This is a genomic window from Alteromonas gracilis (genome assembly GCF_036870955.2).
GTDB classification, from domain to species: domain Bacteria; phylum Pseudomonadota; class Gammaproteobacteria; order Enterobacterales; family Alteromonadaceae; genus Alteromonas; species Alteromonas gracilis_A.
This window is the reverse complement of record NZ_CP145482.2, coordinates 2,410,330-2,428,328: the sequence shown is the minus strand read 5'-3', so window position 1 is coordinate 2,428,328 and position 17,999 is coordinate 2,410,330. Positions and strand designations below refer to the sequence as shown.

Sequence of the window (17,999 nt, the reverse complement as noted above, 5' to 3'; positions counted from 1 at the left end):
CGGCCAGATTGTAACAAATCTGGCCGCTTCACAACTAGGTTTTTGACGTATTTTATACGCCGTTACTCATCATCGAATCCTAGCTGAAGCATAATGTAGTCTTTCATGCGGTTAAAGAAGCTGCCTTCTTTTACTTCTTGAAGCGTAACAAGAGGATAGCTCGCTACATCTTCGCCTTCGAGTTGAAGAAATAACTTACCTACAACTTGGCCTTTCGCTAATGGCGCTTCAAGTTCCTTATCAAGCTCGAAGTTTGCTTCAAGGTTCGCTGCCTGACCGCGTGGGATAGTTATGGGGGTAGATTGGTTAATTCCAAGGTCTACCGTTTCTCTATCGCCCATATAAATTCTGTGTGCAACAAAGCTGTGACCAGGTTCATAAGGCGTAAGCGTTTCAAAGAAACGGAATCCGTATTTCAAAAGCTTTTTATTTTCGACTTTTCGCGCGCGTTCACTATCTGTCCCCATCACTACAGAAATAAGACGCATACCGCCTTGTTCAGCAGAGGTGATTAGACTGTAGCCAGCGTCTGATGTATGGCCTGTTTTAATGCCGTCAACATTAAGGCTCTTGTCCCATAACAAGCTGTTGCGGTTATATTGCTTAATACCGTTGTACGTAAACTCTTTCTCGCTGTAAATTTTGTACATCTCTGGAGTTTCAGAAATAAGTGCACGTGACAGTGTTGCCATGTCGCGAGGTGTGGTGTAATGGTCTGGATCGTGTAGTCCGTGTGCGTTCACCCAGTTTGTTCCTGTCATACCCAGTGATGCGGTATGCGCATTCATCATGCTTGCAAATGCAGATTCAGAACCCGCTACGTGCTCAGCCATCGCGACGCAGGCGTCGTTACCAGATTGAACAACAATACCGCGCAGCAAGTCGCGTACTGAAACCTGGGTACCTACTTCAATAAACATCTTTGAAGAATCTGGAAATTTCTTCGCCCATGCATTCTCTGAAATCGTCACTTCGTCATCTAGACTAATATTGCCAGCCTGCAATTCTTTACCGATAACGTAAATGGTCATGATTTTGGTCAAGCTGGCTGGAGCTAGCTGCATATCTTCGTTTTTAGAGGCGATGACATGTCCAGTTTCAAAATCGGTAAGAAGAAAGCCTTCTGCTGCCACTGTGGGAGCGGGTGGTGTAACCACCGCCGCGTTGGCAATTTGCAGTAATGCACCAAGCATTAAAAAAGCAAAAGTGAATAAAGACGGTTTAGCGCGTTTAATTTTTCTAAGCATGGTTCTAATTTCTTTGACCGTTGTGTCCGTGTATTTATAAAGGTGACGCGGTGCAATTTTAAACTGCATCTAGGTCACACAAGTTTAGCTGTTAGCCCAGCTATTACATATGATCCTAACGAAAGGGTGAATAGAAAGCCAGAGCTATAAATAGAGCACGTTGACCTTTGCTGTAAAAACGTACTGCAAAGGTCTATATCTTCTATTAGAGTGTGTTGTATCAAAAAAGTTTAAACCTGAGTAGGTAATTGGCGAAGAAATACTGATATTGCCTGCTGAATGACACATTGCTGCCACATTTGGCATTTTTAGGTATCAATTTTAGACAAAGCGTTGTAACTGGTTGCTTTGTTATTGCTACAGCGTTTGCGTAATTTTATAGGCGTTTGGATATCCGTTTTGCTTAAGTTGCTCAAGAACCTCAGAAGCAATAGCATCTTCAAAAATTGGGCCTAACTGAAGCTTATATATATTATCGGATACAGGAAGGTGTGCTGGAATTTGATACAACGCCGATAGTACGTTAGAAATTGATTTAGCCTTTTGAGCGTCAGAGAGTGCTGCAACTTGAATATAGATTGCTGGTTCATCACTTTGCGTGGGTAAACTCGAATTTGAAGCTGTACCCTCATTGTTGTCTAGTACTGGTTTTGTCGTTGGTACAACTGCAATGCCGAGATACTCGTCGTAGGTTACTGTAGGTTTGTTGCCAACGGTAACGTTATTGTTTTCGTCAAAGTGGATAACCTCTAGTTTTACTTTAGCGGTTCCTTTGCTTTGATAGCCGAGTTTCACCGCAGCGGCATAAGACAAATCAATGATACGGTTGTCGTGAAACGGCCCTCGGTCGTTGACTCTGACAATAGCCTGTCTGTCGTTTTCAAGATTAGTCACGCGCACATATGAAGGAAGCGGCAGGGTTTTATGCGCGGCGCTCATGGCAAACATGTTGTAAGTTTCACCATTTGATGTCAAATGCCCATGAAACTTTTGGCCATACCAACTCGCAAGACCCACTTCCTCATATCCTTTTCCTGAGGTCATAGGGGTGTAGTGCTTACCTAATACCTTGTAGGGCCTGCTGTTAAACATGCGATAGGCCTCAAACTTTGGAACAGCATCCAATGTTTCAGGGGTTTTAGATACATGCTTAGGCGCTGAATCCTGTCTTTGTGTATACCTGCCCTCAGGCGTGCTTTGACATGCAACAATCGCTAAGGTTAGCCCCGCTACCATCACACCACGAGCAATGAATAACGCTAAGTCATGTACATGATGAAATGAAAGGTTAAACATGATGTTATCTGGACATTAATCGCTTTTGGGTGGCAATAGACATTAGAATGCCAAAACCTACCATCAATGTCACCATGGATGTACCGCCATAACTGACCAGCGGCAGAGGGACACCAACCACGGGCAGTAAACCAGAAACCATGCCCATATTGACAAACACGTATACAAAAAATGTGAGAGTGATGCTACCGCCTAAAAGTTTGGAGTAGGCGTCTTGCGCTTTGCTTGAAATAATTAGTCCACGCAAAATAATACACAGGTAGATTGCTAGTAAAACAACAACCCCAGTCAATCCAAATTCTTCACTAAACACTGAAAAAATAAAGTCTGTGTGCCTTTCGGGCAAAAACTCTAGTTGAGATTGCGTACCTTGAAGCCAGCCTTTCCCTTCAATACCACCTGAGCCGATGGCTATCTTAGATTGAATGATGTGATAACCCGAACCTAACGGATCGCTTTCAGGGTTTAGAAATGTCAGTACTCGCTGTTTTTGATAGTCCTTCATTAAAAAGAACCACATCACGGGGGCAAAAGCGCCAATCATAGCTGCGACGACAGAAATAAGGCGCCAGCTCATACCTGCTAAAAAGATGGCGAAAATACCTGAACTGGCAATAAGCAAAGACGTGCCTAAATCGGGTTGTTTGGCAATCAAAATAGTAGGGACAACCACTAAAGAAAAACCAACGATGATATGGGTTGTGTTAGGTGGCATGGTATATTTACTGATATACCAGGCCACCATCATAGGAACGGCAAGTTTCATTAATTCAGAGGGCTGAAAACGAACAAAACCAAGGTCCAGCCAACGCTGAGCACCTTTGCCCATATCACCAAAAAGCAGTACGGCGATAAGCATCAACAAGCCAATAACGAACGCGTAGATAGACAACCTTCGATAAAACCCAGGAGGAAGTTGGGCAAGTGCTAGCATAACGACAAAGCTCAACCCCAAGCGAACAAATTGGCGCTGCATCTGCCCCATGTCTTGGCCTGATGCCGAGTAGAGGGTTACCAATCCCACGCCACTTAATACCAATAGCCCCAATAATAACCAGCCGTCGATATGAATTCGCTGTAAAAAGCTAACTTTGTTTGGGTTTAACATTGCTCGTTTCATTGCGAATTACTTAACGTCTGGTCGTTTTGGTCATCAATATCGTTGTTCACGGTTTCAAACACACGATCTCTGAAATAAAAATCCATAATCTGCCTTGCTACCGGGGCAGCATTTTTACTACCACCACCAACATTTTCTAATACGACTGTTACGGATATTTCAGGGTCATTGAAAGGAGCAAAGCCGACATACATCGCATTATCCCGAAGTCTTTCGTCAACTTTTTCTGCATCATATTTTTCGTTCTGTCCAACAGAAAAAAGTTGTGCTGTGCCTGTCTTTCCAGCAGAGTCGTAATGAGTATTCGCAAATGCATTTCTTGCTCCGCCTTCTTCACCACTTACCACCTCATGCATGGCGTTTAAGATAATATCTAAATTTTCTTGCTTTTTGATCTCGATAGGGCGAAGCGACTTAAGTGGTATAAGGTCGATAGAACTATCAGTATTCATGTAGCCCCTAATAATTTGAGGAATAAAACGCTCGCCTCTATTGACAAGGGTATTTACAGAGTGATTGAGTTGAATTGGCGTCGTCGTCCAATAACTTTGACCGATACCTACAGGTATTGTGTCGCCAATGTACCAAGGTTGGTTAAACCGTGCACGTTTCCACCCTCGACTTGGCATATTGGCATCAGATTCTTCGTATAAATCAATACCCGTAAAATCGCCAAAGCCAAACTCATACATAGCTTCGCTAATTTTGTCGATGCCTAGCTTATAAGCCAGCTCGTAATAATAGGTATCGCACGACACCGCAATGGCCTTGGTAAGGTCAACGTCGCCGTGCCCCCATGAACGCCAATCGCGCCATACATGGCTCACGTTAGGAAGACGATAACGCCCTGTATCCTTTATGGTGTAATCTTTCGTAATTATCTCTTCTTCGAGACCTAGTAACCCTAAATGCGGTTTGACCGTTGACGCAGGCGGATATTGCCCCTGCGTTGCACGATTTATTAAAGGACGGTCTGGCGAATTAAGTAATGCGGAGTAATTCTTACTACTTATACCATGAACAAATAAGTTAGGGTCGTAGCTTGGGTTTGAGTAGAGCGCGAGCACGCCACCTGTTTTCACATCTGTTACCACGATAGCGCCGCGGATCCCTTCAATGATGCGTTGCGCTTCGAGCTGTAACGATAAATCTAGGTTGAGTACGATGTCTTTGCCTGGGGTTGGCGGTTCAACGTTAAGAACGCGAATAATGCGCCCTTGATTGTTGACTTCTACCTGCTGATAGCCAACTTTCCCGTGTAATAACTCCTCATGGTATTTTTCTATACCTAGCTTTCCAATATCATGCGTAGCGGCGTAGTTGTCTTCAAGCCCTGCTTCGACAAGTTTTTGGAGATCGCGTTTGTTGATGCGAGCAACGTAGCCAAGCGCATGCGTGAGCGTCTCTTTATAGGGGTAATATCTCGCCAAACGCGCCTCAATCTGAACGCCAGGGAACTTGTGCTTGCTGGCCGAAAAGAGTGCGACTTCTTCTTCGCTTAATTGCGTGCGCAATGCTACGGGCTTGAATCGGCGGGTGCCTTTCAGTGATGACTGAAAACGCTCTAACTCGTCGTCAGTGATGCCCATCAATGCCGTGAGCTTTTCCAACGTGTCTTCAATATCTTCGACTTGTTCAGGAATAACTTCAAGACTGAAAACTGGGCGGTTTTCAGCGAGCAATATGCCATTTCTGTCGTAAATAAGGCCGCGATTAGGCGCAACAGGCAGTACTTTTATGCGATTGCCGTTGCTGCGCGTCTGGTAATCTTCGTACTGAGTTACTTGCAAAGAATACAAATTGTTTAGGACAACACCCAGCATTGCAATGACAATAATAAACGCGATGGTTGCTCTACGCGCAAAAAGGTTTGCTTCAGCAGAGTGGTCGCGAATAGCTTGGCGTTTTCGGTGCATTGACGTCCTTTGCATTTGTGGTTTCGCGACCTATTCTCTGTGATAGGGATGATTTTGGGTCACAGACCACGCACGGTATAAGCTCTCTGTGAGAATAATACGAACAAGTGGGTGTGGCAATGTTAAGGCTGATAGAGACCACTTTTGCTCAGAAGCAGCAATACACTGAGGGGCTAATCCTTCGGGGCCACCTATTAAAAGGCTGACATCTCGGCCATCCATTTTCCAAAGGTCCAACTGCTTGGCGAGGGTGGGGGTATCCCAGGGTTTGCCTGTAACTTCAAGCGTGACGATACGATTTCCTTTTGGGATAGCAGCAAGCATAAGCTCGCCTTCTTTCTCAAGTATCCGCTTTATATCTGCATTTTTGCCGCGTTTTCCCGCGGGTATTTCGGTAAAATTTACCGGCATGTCACTGGGAAAGCGACGAATAAACTCGTCTACACCTAAGCATTTACCCAGTTGGGCATTTTCGTTCCCACTGCGACAATTTGTATGCGCACTTCGTTTCCCTTACTACTTGCTTACAAACGCTTAGCGACGCTATTAAAAGAGGAACAGCGTCGCTTTATGCGATGTTACGTGCTTTAACGAATTGAAATTATGACCACAGTTTTTCTAGTTGATAAAAGTCGCGTGTTTCGTCTTGCATGACATGCAAAATAACATCACCAAAATCCACTAGCACCCATTCATAGGTCTCTTTTCCTTCAACACTGCTAGGTGCATGCCCAGCACTTTTAGCTTCTACCATTACATTCTCAGCGATAGAAGAAACATGACGTTTTGAGTTACCAGAGCAGATAATCATTGTATCTGTGATCGTTGACTTGCCGCGAACGTCGAGTTCAATGACATCGCGTGCTTTCATATCGTCAATTTTGTCTTTTACAAACTGTTTGAGTTGTTGACTCTCCAAGAGTTTTCCTCACTTATTTAACTTATGTACAACTGATTAGCGGCAATGTAGTTGAGTACGTTTCGAGGTACCCATTCATTAACGTTAATGGTATTGGCGTTGTTTTCACGCCCTCCCACACGTAACACATTACGTATATCAGTGGATGAAACGGGGTAGAGTGGTGTGTCCACCAATATTACTGAACCAGACGGTTGTTCATGAATGATTTGCGCATTATTCGCTGCATATTCATTTAACCAGGCACTTATTGCATCATTCGGGGTGAAAGACTCACTATCTCGACGCATAACAACAAGGTGACAGTACTTTAGCAGTTGTTCCCACTCGAACCATTTATCGAGATTATACAGGGAATCCGCGCCAATGAAAAAACAGATTGACTGTTTGCTTTGTTGTTTAAGTGCCCGAAGTGTTTTTACCGTGTAAGACGGCGAAGGTAGCGAAAGCTCTATGAGTTCTGGAACCAAGCGCGCGTTATTCTCACAGCAAAGTTCTGTCATGCGAACTCTGTGCTCCTCACTCACGCTGACAGGTTTGTGAGGTGGAATTTTACAAGGCATCAAGTGGACTTGATCTATGTTTAGTGTATCTGCAGCATTCAGGGCCGCGTTTATATGACCCATGTGCGGAGGATTAAAGGTACCGCCTAATACTGCTTTGACCGAAAGCTGGTCTGTACAGGTCAACTCGACAACTCCAGAAATGGCATGGCTCGCAAATCATGCCCCATAAACATCATGCAAAGGTGGCATAACTCGATATATGGTCTGGCGATAACATTCTGTTTAAAGGCATGGTCAGCTTTACTGAGCGCAGATTGAATATCTTCCAGTTGCTCGATACTCAATCTATTTAAGGCATTTTGATAAAATCCCTGACGGTTGCGCCAAATGCCAAATCGTTGCCATTGAATAGGCTCTCGGTTTTGTAGTGTTGCCTTTAATTTCCACAACTGTTCCCATTCACGGATGAGTGCCCAAATAATAATGTTTGGCTCAAGCCCCTCACTTTCAAGGCGGTACAGCATTTTCACGCATCGTGTACTGTCGCCACTTAACATTACGTCAACAAGTTGGAACACGTTATAGCGCGACTGATCAACCATCGCATGTTCAATTTGAGGCTCAGCAATAGATTGATTAGGGTAAAGCAGGGCAAGTTTGTCAATCTCTTGTTTAGCAGCTAGCAAGTTGCCTTCACAGAAATCCGCTATCATTTTTACGCCGCTCGATGAAACGTTGAGCTGATGTGCTTGTAACTGCAGGTTAATCCAGCTAGTAAGCTGTTTACCCTCTAGGGGATAGCACAATACAGAGGCACCAACGTCATCGAGAACTTTGAACCACTTCGCGCGCTGAACGTCTTTACCGATCTTTGGACCGTGGACAAGTAAAAGAATGTCGGGATTCAGTGATGCAGCGACTTCTTGAAGCATCTTACTGCCCTCGGCTCCAGGCTTACCTGTTGGAAGCTCAAGCTCAATGAACTGCTGACTTGAAAATAACGACATGCTTTGAGTTGCTTCAATAAGCTGATTCCAGGAAAAGCCTGTTTCGGCTACCAATACTGTTCGTTCTTCAAAACCGCTGGACTTTGCTTTCGTACGAATTTGCTCAATGACCTCAAATTTCTGTTGAGGCTCGTCTCCAAACACAAGATAGCAAGACCTCAATGATTTCTTGATGTCTTGGGGAAATTGATTGGGGTATATTTGCATAGCCTGATTATTGCGCGTCTAATGCTGCAACTGCTTGACTAGAGAGGCGTCTAACAATGATATCGGCAGCCTCATCGCGCATTTCATCAAGCATTAACTCGAGCTCTCTTGATTTAGCTAGTACCTGGTCTGGATCGTCTTGATAATCCCTAACCACTTCAAACTGTGCCATCAGAGGCTCTTTATTCGGGAATTGGACACGGTAGCGCACGATATAGATGAGCTCGTATTCTGCTACTTGTCCTGAAGGGTAGACTGATAGTAACTGGCGCTCTAATTGTTCGGGCAACAAATAGATATTTACGTTCTTTGTCGATGGGTTGTCGTCGCTTGGAACGCTCTGTAACCCGTAAACATTTAAATGCTTGTCAAGCGCACGCGCCAGCGGCGCGTGTGCTCTCGCACTTTCAATAGCAACCGTGTTGATATCATTAGGCAGACTTGGACCACTTCGCAAGTGAAAGCCACAGCTTGCTACTAACAACGGGCCAAGCAATACAATCGCTAATTGAAAGTACTTTTTCATGCAGTTTTACCTAGTTCGCTACAATATTAACAAGCTTGCCAGGTACAACGATTACCTTGCGGATCGTTTTCCCATCAATAAATTGTTGTACATTCTGTTGGCTCTTTGCAGCTTCTTCAATGGCTTCTTTTGTTGCATCCGCAGCAATAGTCATCTTTGCACGAACCTTGCCATTTACTTGTACAATGATGAGTTTTTCATCTTCTACTAGCGCAGCTTTGTCAGCCGTTGGCCAAGGTGCCACATCAATATCTTGTTCATGTCCTAGCACTTTCCACAGTTCATGGGCAATGTGAGGGGTGATTGGGTTAAGAAGCAACAATACTGACTCTACCGCTTCACGCATGATTGCAATGTCTTGCTCGTTTTCTTGTGGCGCTTTTTGAAGATGGTTTAACAACTCCATAATTGCGGCTACTGCAGTATTGAATGTTTGGCGACGACCTAGGTCATCTGACACTTTCTCGATGGTCTTGTGTACTTCTCGACGCAATGCTTGCTGGTCTTTAGAAAGCGCTTTAACGTCAAGCGCAACAGGCGCGCCTTTTTCAACATGTTCACTAGCAAGTTTCCAAATACGACGCAAGAAGCGGTTTGCCCCTTCAACGCCAGAGTCAACCCACTCAAGAGTTTGCTCTGGTGGCGCTGCAAACATAGTAAATAGACGCACTGTATCGGCACCGTATTGGTCGATAACCTCTTGTGGGTCAATACCGTTATTCTTTGACTTTGACATTTTTGTCATGCCGCCGTGAATAACTTCTTCACCGTCGGCAGTTAGCCACGCTTTTACAATGCGGCCTTTGTCATCTTTTTCAGTGCTGACTTGTGTTGGTGAATACCATGTTTTCTTGCCAGAAGCGTCTTCACGATAATACGAATCTGCCAGTACCATGCCTTGACACAATAGGCGCTTGAATGGCTCATCTGAGTTCACAAGGCCTTCATCGCGAAGTAGTTTGTGGAAGAAACGCGAATACAACAAGTGCAAGATAGCGTGCTCAATACCGCCGATGTATTGGTCAACCTAGCAACCAATAATTGGCAGATTTCGGGTCAAGCATCGCGTCGTTATTTGTCGCGCAGGCATAGCGAGCATAATACCAAGACGACTCCATAAACGTATCGAAGGTATCAGTTTCGCGCAGTGCGGCTTCACCGTTGTACGCAGTTTTTGCCCATTCAGGGTCAGCTTTAATGGGCGAAGTAACGCCGTCCATTTCCACGTCTTCTGGTAACACAACAGGTAGCTGATCTGCCGGAACAGGCACAGACTCACCGTTTTCCAAATTAAGCATTGGAATAGGTGCGCCCCAATAACGCTGACGGCTAACACCCCAGTCGCGTAAACGGTAGTTCACTTTGCGCTTGCCGCACCCTTTGCCTTCAAGCTCATCGGCAATGCCGTTGAATGCCGCATCAAAATCTGCGCCATCAAACTTATCAGAATTAATTAGGCTACCTTTTTCCGTGTAGGCAGAAGACGTTAGGTCACACTTGTCCTCGTCACCCGCTACAGGGGCAATAACTTGCTTAATAGGTAAATCGTACTTTGTCGCAAATTCCCAGTCGCGCTGGTCGTGTCCCGGAACAGCCATCACTGCGCCAGAGCCATAATCCATTAGTACGAAGTTCGCTACCCAGATAGGCAGAGTCTCACCAGTCAGCGGGTGAACAACCTCAAAACCAGTTGCACAGCCTTTTTTCTCCATTGTTGCTAGTTCAGCTTCTGCAACTTTGGTGTTTTTGCATTCTTCGATAAAAGCAGCAAGTTCAGGATTCGACTGGGCCGCAAATTCAGCCAGTGGGTGTTGTGCAGCAACCGCCACATAGGTAACACCATAAAAGGTATCTGGGCGAGTGGTATATACCGTTAAGTCATTGATGTCATTGGCAGGCGTTGAAAGGTTAAAAGTAATTTCTACACCTTCAGAACGACCAATCCAATTAGCCTGCATGGCACGCACTTGATCAGGCCACTCTTCAAGCTGTTCCAAGTCTTTTAACAGCTCTTCAGCATAATCAGTGATTTTAATAAACCACTGAGGAATTTCTTTTTGTTCAACCAAGGCGCCCGAACGCCAACCACGACCATCGATAACCTGCTCATTTGCAAGTACAGTTTGGTCAACAGGGTCCCAGTTAACGGTAGAGTTCTTCTTGTAAACAAGACCTTTCTCGTACAAACGGGTGAAGAACCATTGTTCCCAGCGGTAATAGTCAGATTTACAGGTAGTAACTTCACGGTCCCAATCATAACCAAAACCCAATGAACGAAGCTGGTTCTTCATGTAATCAATATTTGAATACGTCCATTTGGCAGGTGCAGTATTGTTATTAATTGCAGCATTTTCTGCAGGTAGACCAAAGGCATCCCAACCCATAGGTTGCATCACGTTTTTACCCTGCATACGCTGGAAGCGGCTAATTACATCGCCGATAGTGTAGTTGCGTACGTGACCCATATGGAGACGGCCACTAGGGTATGGGAACATCGACAGGCAATAAAATTTCTCTTTGCCTTCTTCATCATTTGCTTTGAAAGATTGATTGTCTTCCCAGTATTGCTGAACGCGTTGTTCTATATCTTTAGGGTTGTACTGATTATCGGCCATGAAACTTAGGCTTCCGCATTAAGAGTTAAAACGTTTTTATATCGATAGTCTTTAAGCACTTTGCAGCATTTTTTGCTGAAATTTTGGCGCAATGACTCGATTGAACATATACATAGCCCATTAGAATAACCCAGCGCGAAGCCATGCCTCAATAGCTTAACACTAGGTTAGGACATTTTTATTGTTAGTTGCTGGAAAAGTAACCATGTTTGCGTGTGTCAGCTTAGTTTTTGTCACTAAATGACGTTAAGGCGCTGAGTTGTTGTTCCTGAACTTGGTCTACAACTTTGACCAAACCCTTTGCTTCGTCTAATGATGCGGGTTTGCCGTTAAAATGAATATGCCCTGACGCGGTGTAAGTAAGTGTCACTGTTGTTCCTTCACCGTTTTCTTGCTCATCGAACTGCCAAGTCAGTGCGCCGAACATGCCCATTTCCTGCAGTGGGCCTAACCCACCAGTCATTACAACTTTTTTGTTGGGTTGTATGTAGGTTACTTGCATGTGCTGAGCACTAGCGTTGTCTTTCGATTCACAAAAGCAGCCGCCTGCGCGCTCATCAATGCTAAGTGTACCTTTCCACCAGGTATGATCTTTAGGCCACCACATGTCTATGTGCTGCACGAAATGTGAATACACCGCCTCGATAGGCGCGCTACTCTTGCTCACATTTGTGATAGAAAACCCTGTTTCGGTAGCAAACTTGACGTCAGCATGGACATTACTGTTGCATACTAGGAGAAATGAACTTAACAGTAACGAGCGCAAAACGACCGAGTTGAACAGTATTTGGCTGCAAGGGGCACAGCGCGAGATGAGTCGAGAAGTACTGTCTGGTGTTGTCATAGTTTGCAATCCCTTTTTATTGTTAGCGAGTTATTCGTAGAACCTTGCTATCCCATACTAGTAAGATTTAGCGCTAAGCACCATAGCGCTTTGATCTTATGTAAGATGTTGTGCTCGATTCTTGCGCAGTTGAGTGCAATAAAGGGAGATATGAAGGATAAGCGTTTGACACAATTGTTAATTAGGGGTTCACTTACTTTAAAGCAACAACGATAGAAAAGCATGTCTGTAGACACTACCTTGTACGAGTTAGAAATTGAAGCATTAACGCCTACCATAAATCGCCGAGCCATCAACAGTGCGTTGAAAGACAACGAAGCTCTGAATGCCACTTTTATTGGGCAGGAGCGCGCGCGAGAAGCGCTAACCTTTGGGCTAGGTATTAATACCAAAGGCTACAACCTGTATGTAATGGGTGAGCCTGCCACAGGTCGATTCACCCTAGTGAAAGACTATATCGAACGACAAGTCACGCAATTACCCGCGCCTGACGATTGGTGCTACATCAATAACTTTGATGAAGAGCGCGAACCAATTGTATTGCGTTTCCCGCCGGGCGGTGGCAAAGCATTTCATAAAGATATGGCAGCATTGATTGATGATGTGTTGGACTCTTTGCCCATTGCTTTTGATAATCCGGGTTACCAACGCAGGCGCACATCGATATCTCGTGAATTTGAACAAAAATACGATGCTGCTATCGATGCCGTAGAGCGTTATGCGCAAGCAAATAATGTGGCGCTGTATGAGGAAGGTGGCTCAATAACGTTTTCGCCTATTATCGGCGGTAAACCAATAAGCGATAACGATTTTGCCAGTTTAAGCGACAGTGAGCGAGAAGGTTTTTACGCGCTTATCGATGAACTTGAAAACAGGCTTAGTGAGAATCTGTTGAGTTTACCCACGTGGAAGCGTGAAAATTCAGAGAGGCTACGTGAACTAGACAAAACAACTGCGGAGCAGGGTATAAAACCGCTCATCAAGGTACTCGAGCACAAATATTCGTCAGACCTTGGTGTGATGAAGTTTTTAAAGCAACTAAAAACGGCTTTAGTCAATGCCGTGTTAGTTATCCATAGCGAAGAGCAAAAAGAAGAAAAAAGCGACGACTTTGATAAAAAGATCTTCCTTGAGGAACAATTTCTTCCCAACGTGCTTGTATCAAACAAACTTGATGACGCAGCTCCTGTTATCTATGAACCCAACCCAACTTACCAAAATCTGTTTGGCAAAATTGAGTACACCAATATTCATGGTAGCGTTTTCACTAACTATCGCATGATTCAACCTGGGGCATTGCACCGTGCAAATGGTGGCTATTTGCTGCTTGATGTTGACCAACTTATTGAACAGCCCTATGTATGGGACGCCTTGAAGCTGGCGATAAAGTCTACGCGCTTACGCATGGATTTGCCTCAACAAGACGTGGGTATGGTGAATAACATTACGCTGAACCCACAACCTATTGATTTAAATGTGAAAATAGTGCTGCTAGGATCGCGAGACTTGTATTACACACTACAAGACTACGATGATGAATTTGACGAGCTATTTCGGGTACTGGTTGACTTTGATTTAGAAATTCCGGTAACACGGCAAGCGTTATTCGACTTTGTCGGCAAAGTCAGAGCGCATTTGCATACTTTGGGCTTAGAGGGCATAACTGCAAACGCCATGTGTCGTTTAGTGGAATACTCATTAAGAATGGCTGAGCACAAAGAAAAACTGTCTGCGCATTTTGCTGAAGTCATTGAACTGGTCAATGAGGCATTTTACTTTTGCCAAAAGTCAAACGCGCAAGTGTTGGAACTCGACCATCTTAACACAGCGCTGAGCGCCAAGAAGCGTCGTACAGGCAGGGTAAGTCAGACGTTACTTAACGATATTAAAGAAGGTCATGTACTTATTGCCACTGAAGGGAAAGCGGTCGGTAAAGTAAATGGTCTAACGGTATTAGATATTGGCGATACAGCCTTTGGTACACCTGCACGTATTACGTCTACCGTGTTCGCTGGTGCCAGCGGTGTTGTGGATATTGAGCGTGAGGTAGAACTTGGTCAGCCAATTCACTCAAAAGGCGTTATGTTGCTAAATGGGTATTTGGGCAACAAGTACGCGCAACACTTTCCACTCACGCTTTCAGCGAACATCGCCCTTGAACAGTCGTACGGACACATCGATGGTGATAGTGCGTCGTTAGGTGAATTGGTCGCACTCATCTCAGCACTTACTGAGATTCCTTGTCTACAAACACTGGCTATCACTGGGTCGATAAACCAATACGGTGAGGTGCAAGCCGTTGGAGGCGTAAACGAAAAAATTGAGGGCTTTTTTGACCTGTGTCAGCATCGTGGATTGACCGTACGCAAGGGGTTATTATCCCAAAATCAAATGCGATTAACCTAGTGCTTGATACAACCGTTGTCGACGCTGTTAAGAAAGGGTTGTTCCATATCTACACGGTTGAAACGGTTGACGATGCGTTAACTATTTTGATGGAACAGGAAGCGGGTAAAATTAGCTCTAAGGGGCGCTACCCTAAAAACTCGATCAACTACCACGCAGTAAATCGCTTGTACAATATTGCGCTAATGGTAAACGGTGGTGACGGCGAATAAATGAAATATTCACCTTTCCTTTCAGGTAATCGTGCTACGTTTAAAGTAACTAGGAGAGTAACAGCAGCGATTATTGTCGTCTTGTTCGCTATGTTCATTTTGCGAACGTAAAATATTTTGAGGTAATACTATGCCACATCCTCATAGTGTAGAGGCAAGAAATAATGTCACGATTCATGGTTCAGGCGATAAGGTAATAATGCTGGCTCACGGTTTTGGCTGTGATCAGAAAATGTGGCGCCACCTGCTACCGTATCTCGATACGCAATATAAAGTTATTTTATTCGACTATGTGGGGTGCGGTTCTTCTGACTATTCAGCTTATAACAAACAGCGTTATTCAACGTTAAATGGTTACGCGCAAGATGTACTGGATATCTGCGAGGCACTAAGCTTACATGATGTGATTTTTGTTGGTCACTCTGTAAGCAGCATGATTGGTATGCATGCCGCCATTCAGTCTCCTCACGTTTTTTCAAAGCTTGCTATGATATGTCCCTCTCCTTGCTTTCTTAACTTTCCTCCTGAATATGAAGGTGGCTTCGACAAAGAAGATTTAGAAGAATTAATTAATTTGATGGACAAAAACTATTTGGGGTGGGCGAATTACTTGGCGCCTCTCGTTATGGGTCTAGACAACGATTCAGCATTAACTCAAGAACTTGAGTCCAGTTTTTGCTCTACTGATCCTAAATATGCAAAGCCCTTTGCCAAAGCCACCTTTTTCGCTGACGACAGGGCCTTGCTGTCTAAGCTTACCCTTCCCACAATAATTGTACAAAGCAAACACGATAATCTAGCTTCTACCGCTGTGGGAGAGTACATGAATAAAATAATGCCACACTCTCAGCTAAAAATTATTGATGCGCATGGGCATTGTTTGCATATGACGAATCCCGCCAATGTTTCTTCAATCTTAATGGAGTTTGTTAGGTGAGTGAGTGCGTAGGGGAGGATTTTCCCTGTTTATTGATAAAGTCAGATATTGAAACCGCGAAAATTATCTGGTTGAACCCATTTGCGCACGACTTCCTTGGTTTGGAAAAAACGGCTGAGTCGAAAATAACCAATATTGTGTCTAAAGCCAGCTTAATTTTTTATGAAAGCTACATAAAACCCATTATTCTCGCTAACGGAAAGTATTTAGAAGTTCAAATTACGCTGATTTCTGAAGGGGGAAGGCGTGTTCCAGCAGTGGCGAATTTAACAATTTCAGACAATATCGTTTACTGGGCTATTTATGTAGCCGAAGAGCGAGATAAACTTTATCAGGAATTACTAGAAGCAAAAGATTTGCTTGAAAAAAAGACGGAAGAGTTAACAGCGCTTAGTCGAAAAGATTCACTAACGCCATTGCTGAATCGTCGAGCAGCAAAAGACGACATAAATGTATTAATAACCCAATCATCTAGAGCCTTTTTCCCTTTATCATTTCTACTTTTAGATATCGATTTTTTCAAAGATATTAACGACTCCTTTGGACACGATGAGGGAGATAAGGTTTTGCTAGAACTTTCTAACCTACTCCTTAAGCACGTGCGTGAAACTGATGTGGTTGCCAGATGGGGCGGAGAAGAGTTTTTGATTGTTCTGTATAACACGAATATTGGATCGATCAAATCTTTCAGCGACAGGCTACATAATGCTATCGCAGCCATTGTACTTCCAAATGGTAATCCATTAACCGTAAGCATTGGTGTAGCGGTACTAGAACAAGATGAACTGACAGAGTCAGATGTTATTGCTGCGCAATTATTAAAAGCTGATAAAGCATTATATTCAGCAAAAGACAATCAAAGAGCGCACACTAGGGTATATGATAAAGAAAAAGGTATTATAAGGCTTTAAACGCCTCAAAACGGGAGGGAAATGTCCCGACATTTAAGCGTTTTTAATTCTTTGGTGTTTTTTTGGCTGTGAAATAATAAGGGGGAACAGTGTGCTCCCCATCATACGTACCGCTTAACATTTATTTAGGCGGCATGCGCAGGCCGCCGTCTAAACGTATTGTTTCACCATTTAAATAGCTGTTGTTGGCCATGTGAATAACGAGTTTCGCAAATTCTTCAGGCAAGCCTAAGCGTTTTGGGAACTGTACGTTAGCAGAAAGTGCATCTTGAACTTTATCTGGCATAGCTAATAGCATTGGCGTACCCATTACCCCAGGAGCTATGGTGTTCACTCTAATACCTAGAGGTGCTAAATCTCTTGCCATGGGTAGCGTAAGACCGATTATCCCCCCTTTGCTTGCTGCATATGCAGTTTGGCCAATTTGCCCTTCATAACCTGCAACAGACGCAGTATTAATAATAAGACCGCGCTCGCCTTCATCATTAATAGGTGACTGTTTTGCCATTGCAGCCGCAACTAAGCGGGCAACATTGAAGCTACCGACTAGATTAATATCGATGGTTTTTTGAAAGTCACCCAATGGAGCAGGGTTGCCCTCACGGTCTAATAAGCGTTTGGCTGGCGCAATACCTAAGCACAATTCACTACCAATGAAATAGTGCCAAAAGCCGCTATTGTTGCATCAATTGCATGCTGTACTTGTTGTTCATCGCGAACATCAACTTTCGTGAAAAGCGTGTTGTCATTTCCCAATTCTTCTACACGCTGCGCTCCTTGTTCTTCGTTTAAATCGAACAGGCTTACGTTTGCGCCAGCGTCGCGAAGTGCCATGGCCGTGGCATGTCCAAGACCAGAACAACCGCTGCGATTACAATGGCGGTGAGATTCGTTAACGTCATAGCTTTCTCTTACTCCCAAGTTTCACTATTATTAACGTGATGTTAACGGGAAGTAAGAGGAAAGACTATGGTGCCGCGGCATATCGACACCTTTTATGATGTTATTTTGGCAACTGAATTTTACAGTCTTCGCTTTGGCGATAGATGATCAATGTGTGACCAATTACCTGAAGCTTTACTGAACTGGTTTCGCGAACGATGGCGTCCATAATAAGTGCTTTTTCTTCGCGATCGTCTGTCGGTACCTTAACTTTAATTAATTCGTGGTGGTTTAGTGCGTTGTCAATCTCCGCTACCACGCCTTCTGTAAGACCGTTAGCACCAAGTTGCACGACAGGCTTTAGAGGGTGTGCTAGGCCTTTAAGAAATTGTTTCTGTTTGTTTGAAAGTTTCATGAAGTAATAATTCTTACAATTAATCTGTTAGTT

12 protein-coding genes and 4 pseudogenes are annotated in these 17,999 nt (G+C 44.1%); 3 read left to right on the top strand and 13 right to left on the bottom strand.

From position 1 onward, the window contains the following. Positions 1–62: 62 nt before the first annotated feature. The 11 genes and pseudogenes from V6N89_RS11755 to V6N89_RS11705 form a co-directional block, all read right to left on the bottom strand. Positions 63–1,247, bottom strand: coding sequence for a serine hydrolase (locus tag V6N89_RS11755; RefSeq protein ID WP_431189799.1), 1,185 nt, complete (start codon positions 1,245–1,247; stop codon positions 63–65). A gap of 357 nt (positions 1,248–1,604) precedes the next feature. Continuing rightward, a complete protein-coding gene (locus V6N89_RS11750) occupies positions 1,605–2,483 on the bottom strand; it encodes a septal ring lytic transglycosylase RlpA family protein (RefSeq protein ID WP_338520263.1) in 879 nt (292 codons plus the stop codon). Between the two features lie 64 nt (positions 2,484–2,547). Further along, positions 2,548–3,663 (bottom strand): rod shape-determining protein RodA, encoded by a 1,116-nt coding sequence (rodA, locus tag V6N89_RS11745; RefSeq protein ID WP_346992723.1) that lies wholly within the window; start codon positions 3,661–3,663, stop codon positions 2,548–2,550. After that, a complete protein-coding gene (gene mrdA, locus V6N89_RS11740) occupies positions 3,660–5,579 on the bottom strand; it encodes a penicillin-binding protein 2 (protein ID WP_338517694.1) in 1,920 nt (639 codons plus the stop codon). Before mrdA ends, rodA begins: the two co-directional genes overlap by 4 nt. Before the next feature lie 30 nt (positions 5,580–5,609). Next, positions 5,610–6,082, bottom strand: a pseudogene (rlmH, locus tag V6N89_RS11735) (23S rRNA (pseudouridine(1915)-N(3))-methyltransferase RlmH). 98 nt (positions 6,083–6,180) lie between these two features. Continuing rightward, positions 6,181–6,498 carry a ribosome silencing factor gene (rsfS, locus tag V6N89_RS11730; protein ID WP_346992722.1) on the bottom strand — a complete coding sequence of 106 codons (318 nt, stop codon included), beginning with the start codon at positions 6,496–6,498 and terminating at the stop codon, positions 6,181–6,183. A 17-nt stretch (positions 6,499–6,515) separates the two neighbouring features. Then, positions 6,516–7,124 (bottom strand): nicotinate (nicotinamide) nucleotide adenylyltransferase, encoded by a 609-nt coding sequence (gene nadD / locus V6N89_RS11725; RefSeq protein ID WP_431189798.1) that lies wholly within the window; start codon positions 7,122–7,124, stop codon positions 6,516–6,518. A gap of 59 nt (positions 7,125–7,183) precedes the next feature. Next, on the bottom strand, positions 7,184–8,218 hold the full coding sequence (gene holA, locus V6N89_RS11720) for a DNA polymerase III subunit delta (RefSeq protein WP_338517692.1): 1,035 nt from the start codon (positions 8,216–8,218) through the stop codon (positions 7,184–7,186). A 7-nt stretch (positions 8,219–8,225) separates the two neighbouring features. Continuing rightward, positions 8,226–8,744, bottom strand: coding sequence for an LPS assembly lipoprotein LptE (gene lptE / locus V6N89_RS11715; protein ID WP_338517691.1), 519 nt, complete (start codon positions 8,742–8,744; stop codon positions 8,226–8,228). A 10-nt stretch (positions 8,745–8,754) separates the two neighbouring features. Further along, positions 8,755–11,359: pseudogene (gene leuS, locus V6N89_RS11710) on the bottom strand (leucine--tRNA ligase). 223 nt (positions 11,360–11,582) lie between these two features. Continuing rightward, positions 11,583–12,026 carry an SRPBCC family protein gene (locus V6N89_RS11705; RefSeq protein ID WP_346992721.1) on the bottom strand — a complete coding sequence of 148 codons (444 nt, stop codon included), beginning with the start codon at positions 12,024–12,026 and terminating at the stop codon, positions 11,583–11,585. A 399-nt stretch (positions 12,027–12,425) separates the two neighbouring features. Between V6N89_RS11705 and V6N89_RS11700 the strand changes: the two are divergent. From V6N89_RS11700 to V6N89_RS11690, 3 genes and pseudogenes are all read left to right on the top strand, one after another. Then, positions 12,426–14,821 (top strand): annotated as a pseudogene (locus V6N89_RS11700) (Lon protease family protein). A gap of 130 nt (positions 14,822–14,951) precedes the next feature. Continuing rightward, a complete protein-coding gene (locus V6N89_RS11695; protein ID WP_338517687.1) occupies positions 14,952–15,758 on the top strand; it encodes an alpha/beta fold hydrolase in 807 nt (268 codons plus the stop codon). A 32-nt stretch (positions 15,759–15,790) separates the two neighbouring features. Then, positions 15,791–16,669: a GGDEF domain-containing protein gene (locus V6N89_RS11690; protein WP_338517686.1), complete on the top strand. Its 879-nt coding sequence runs from the start codon at positions 15,791–15,793 to the stop codon at positions 16,667–16,669. Positions 16,670–16,790: 121 nt separating this feature from the next. Here V6N89_RS11690 and V6N89_RS11685 read toward each other — a convergent pair. Continuing rightward, a pseudogene (locus V6N89_RS11685) lies at positions 16,791–17,571 on the bottom strand (3-hydroxyacyl-CoA dehydrogenase). Between the two features lie 101 nt (positions 17,572–17,672). Further along, positions 17,673–17,966: a ribosome assembly RNA-binding protein YhbY gene (gene yhbY / locus V6N89_RS11680; RefSeq protein ID WP_338517685.1), complete on the bottom strand. Its 294-nt coding sequence runs from the start codon at positions 17,964–17,966 to the stop codon at positions 17,673–17,675. Positions 17,967–17,999 lie beyond the last annotated feature (33 nt).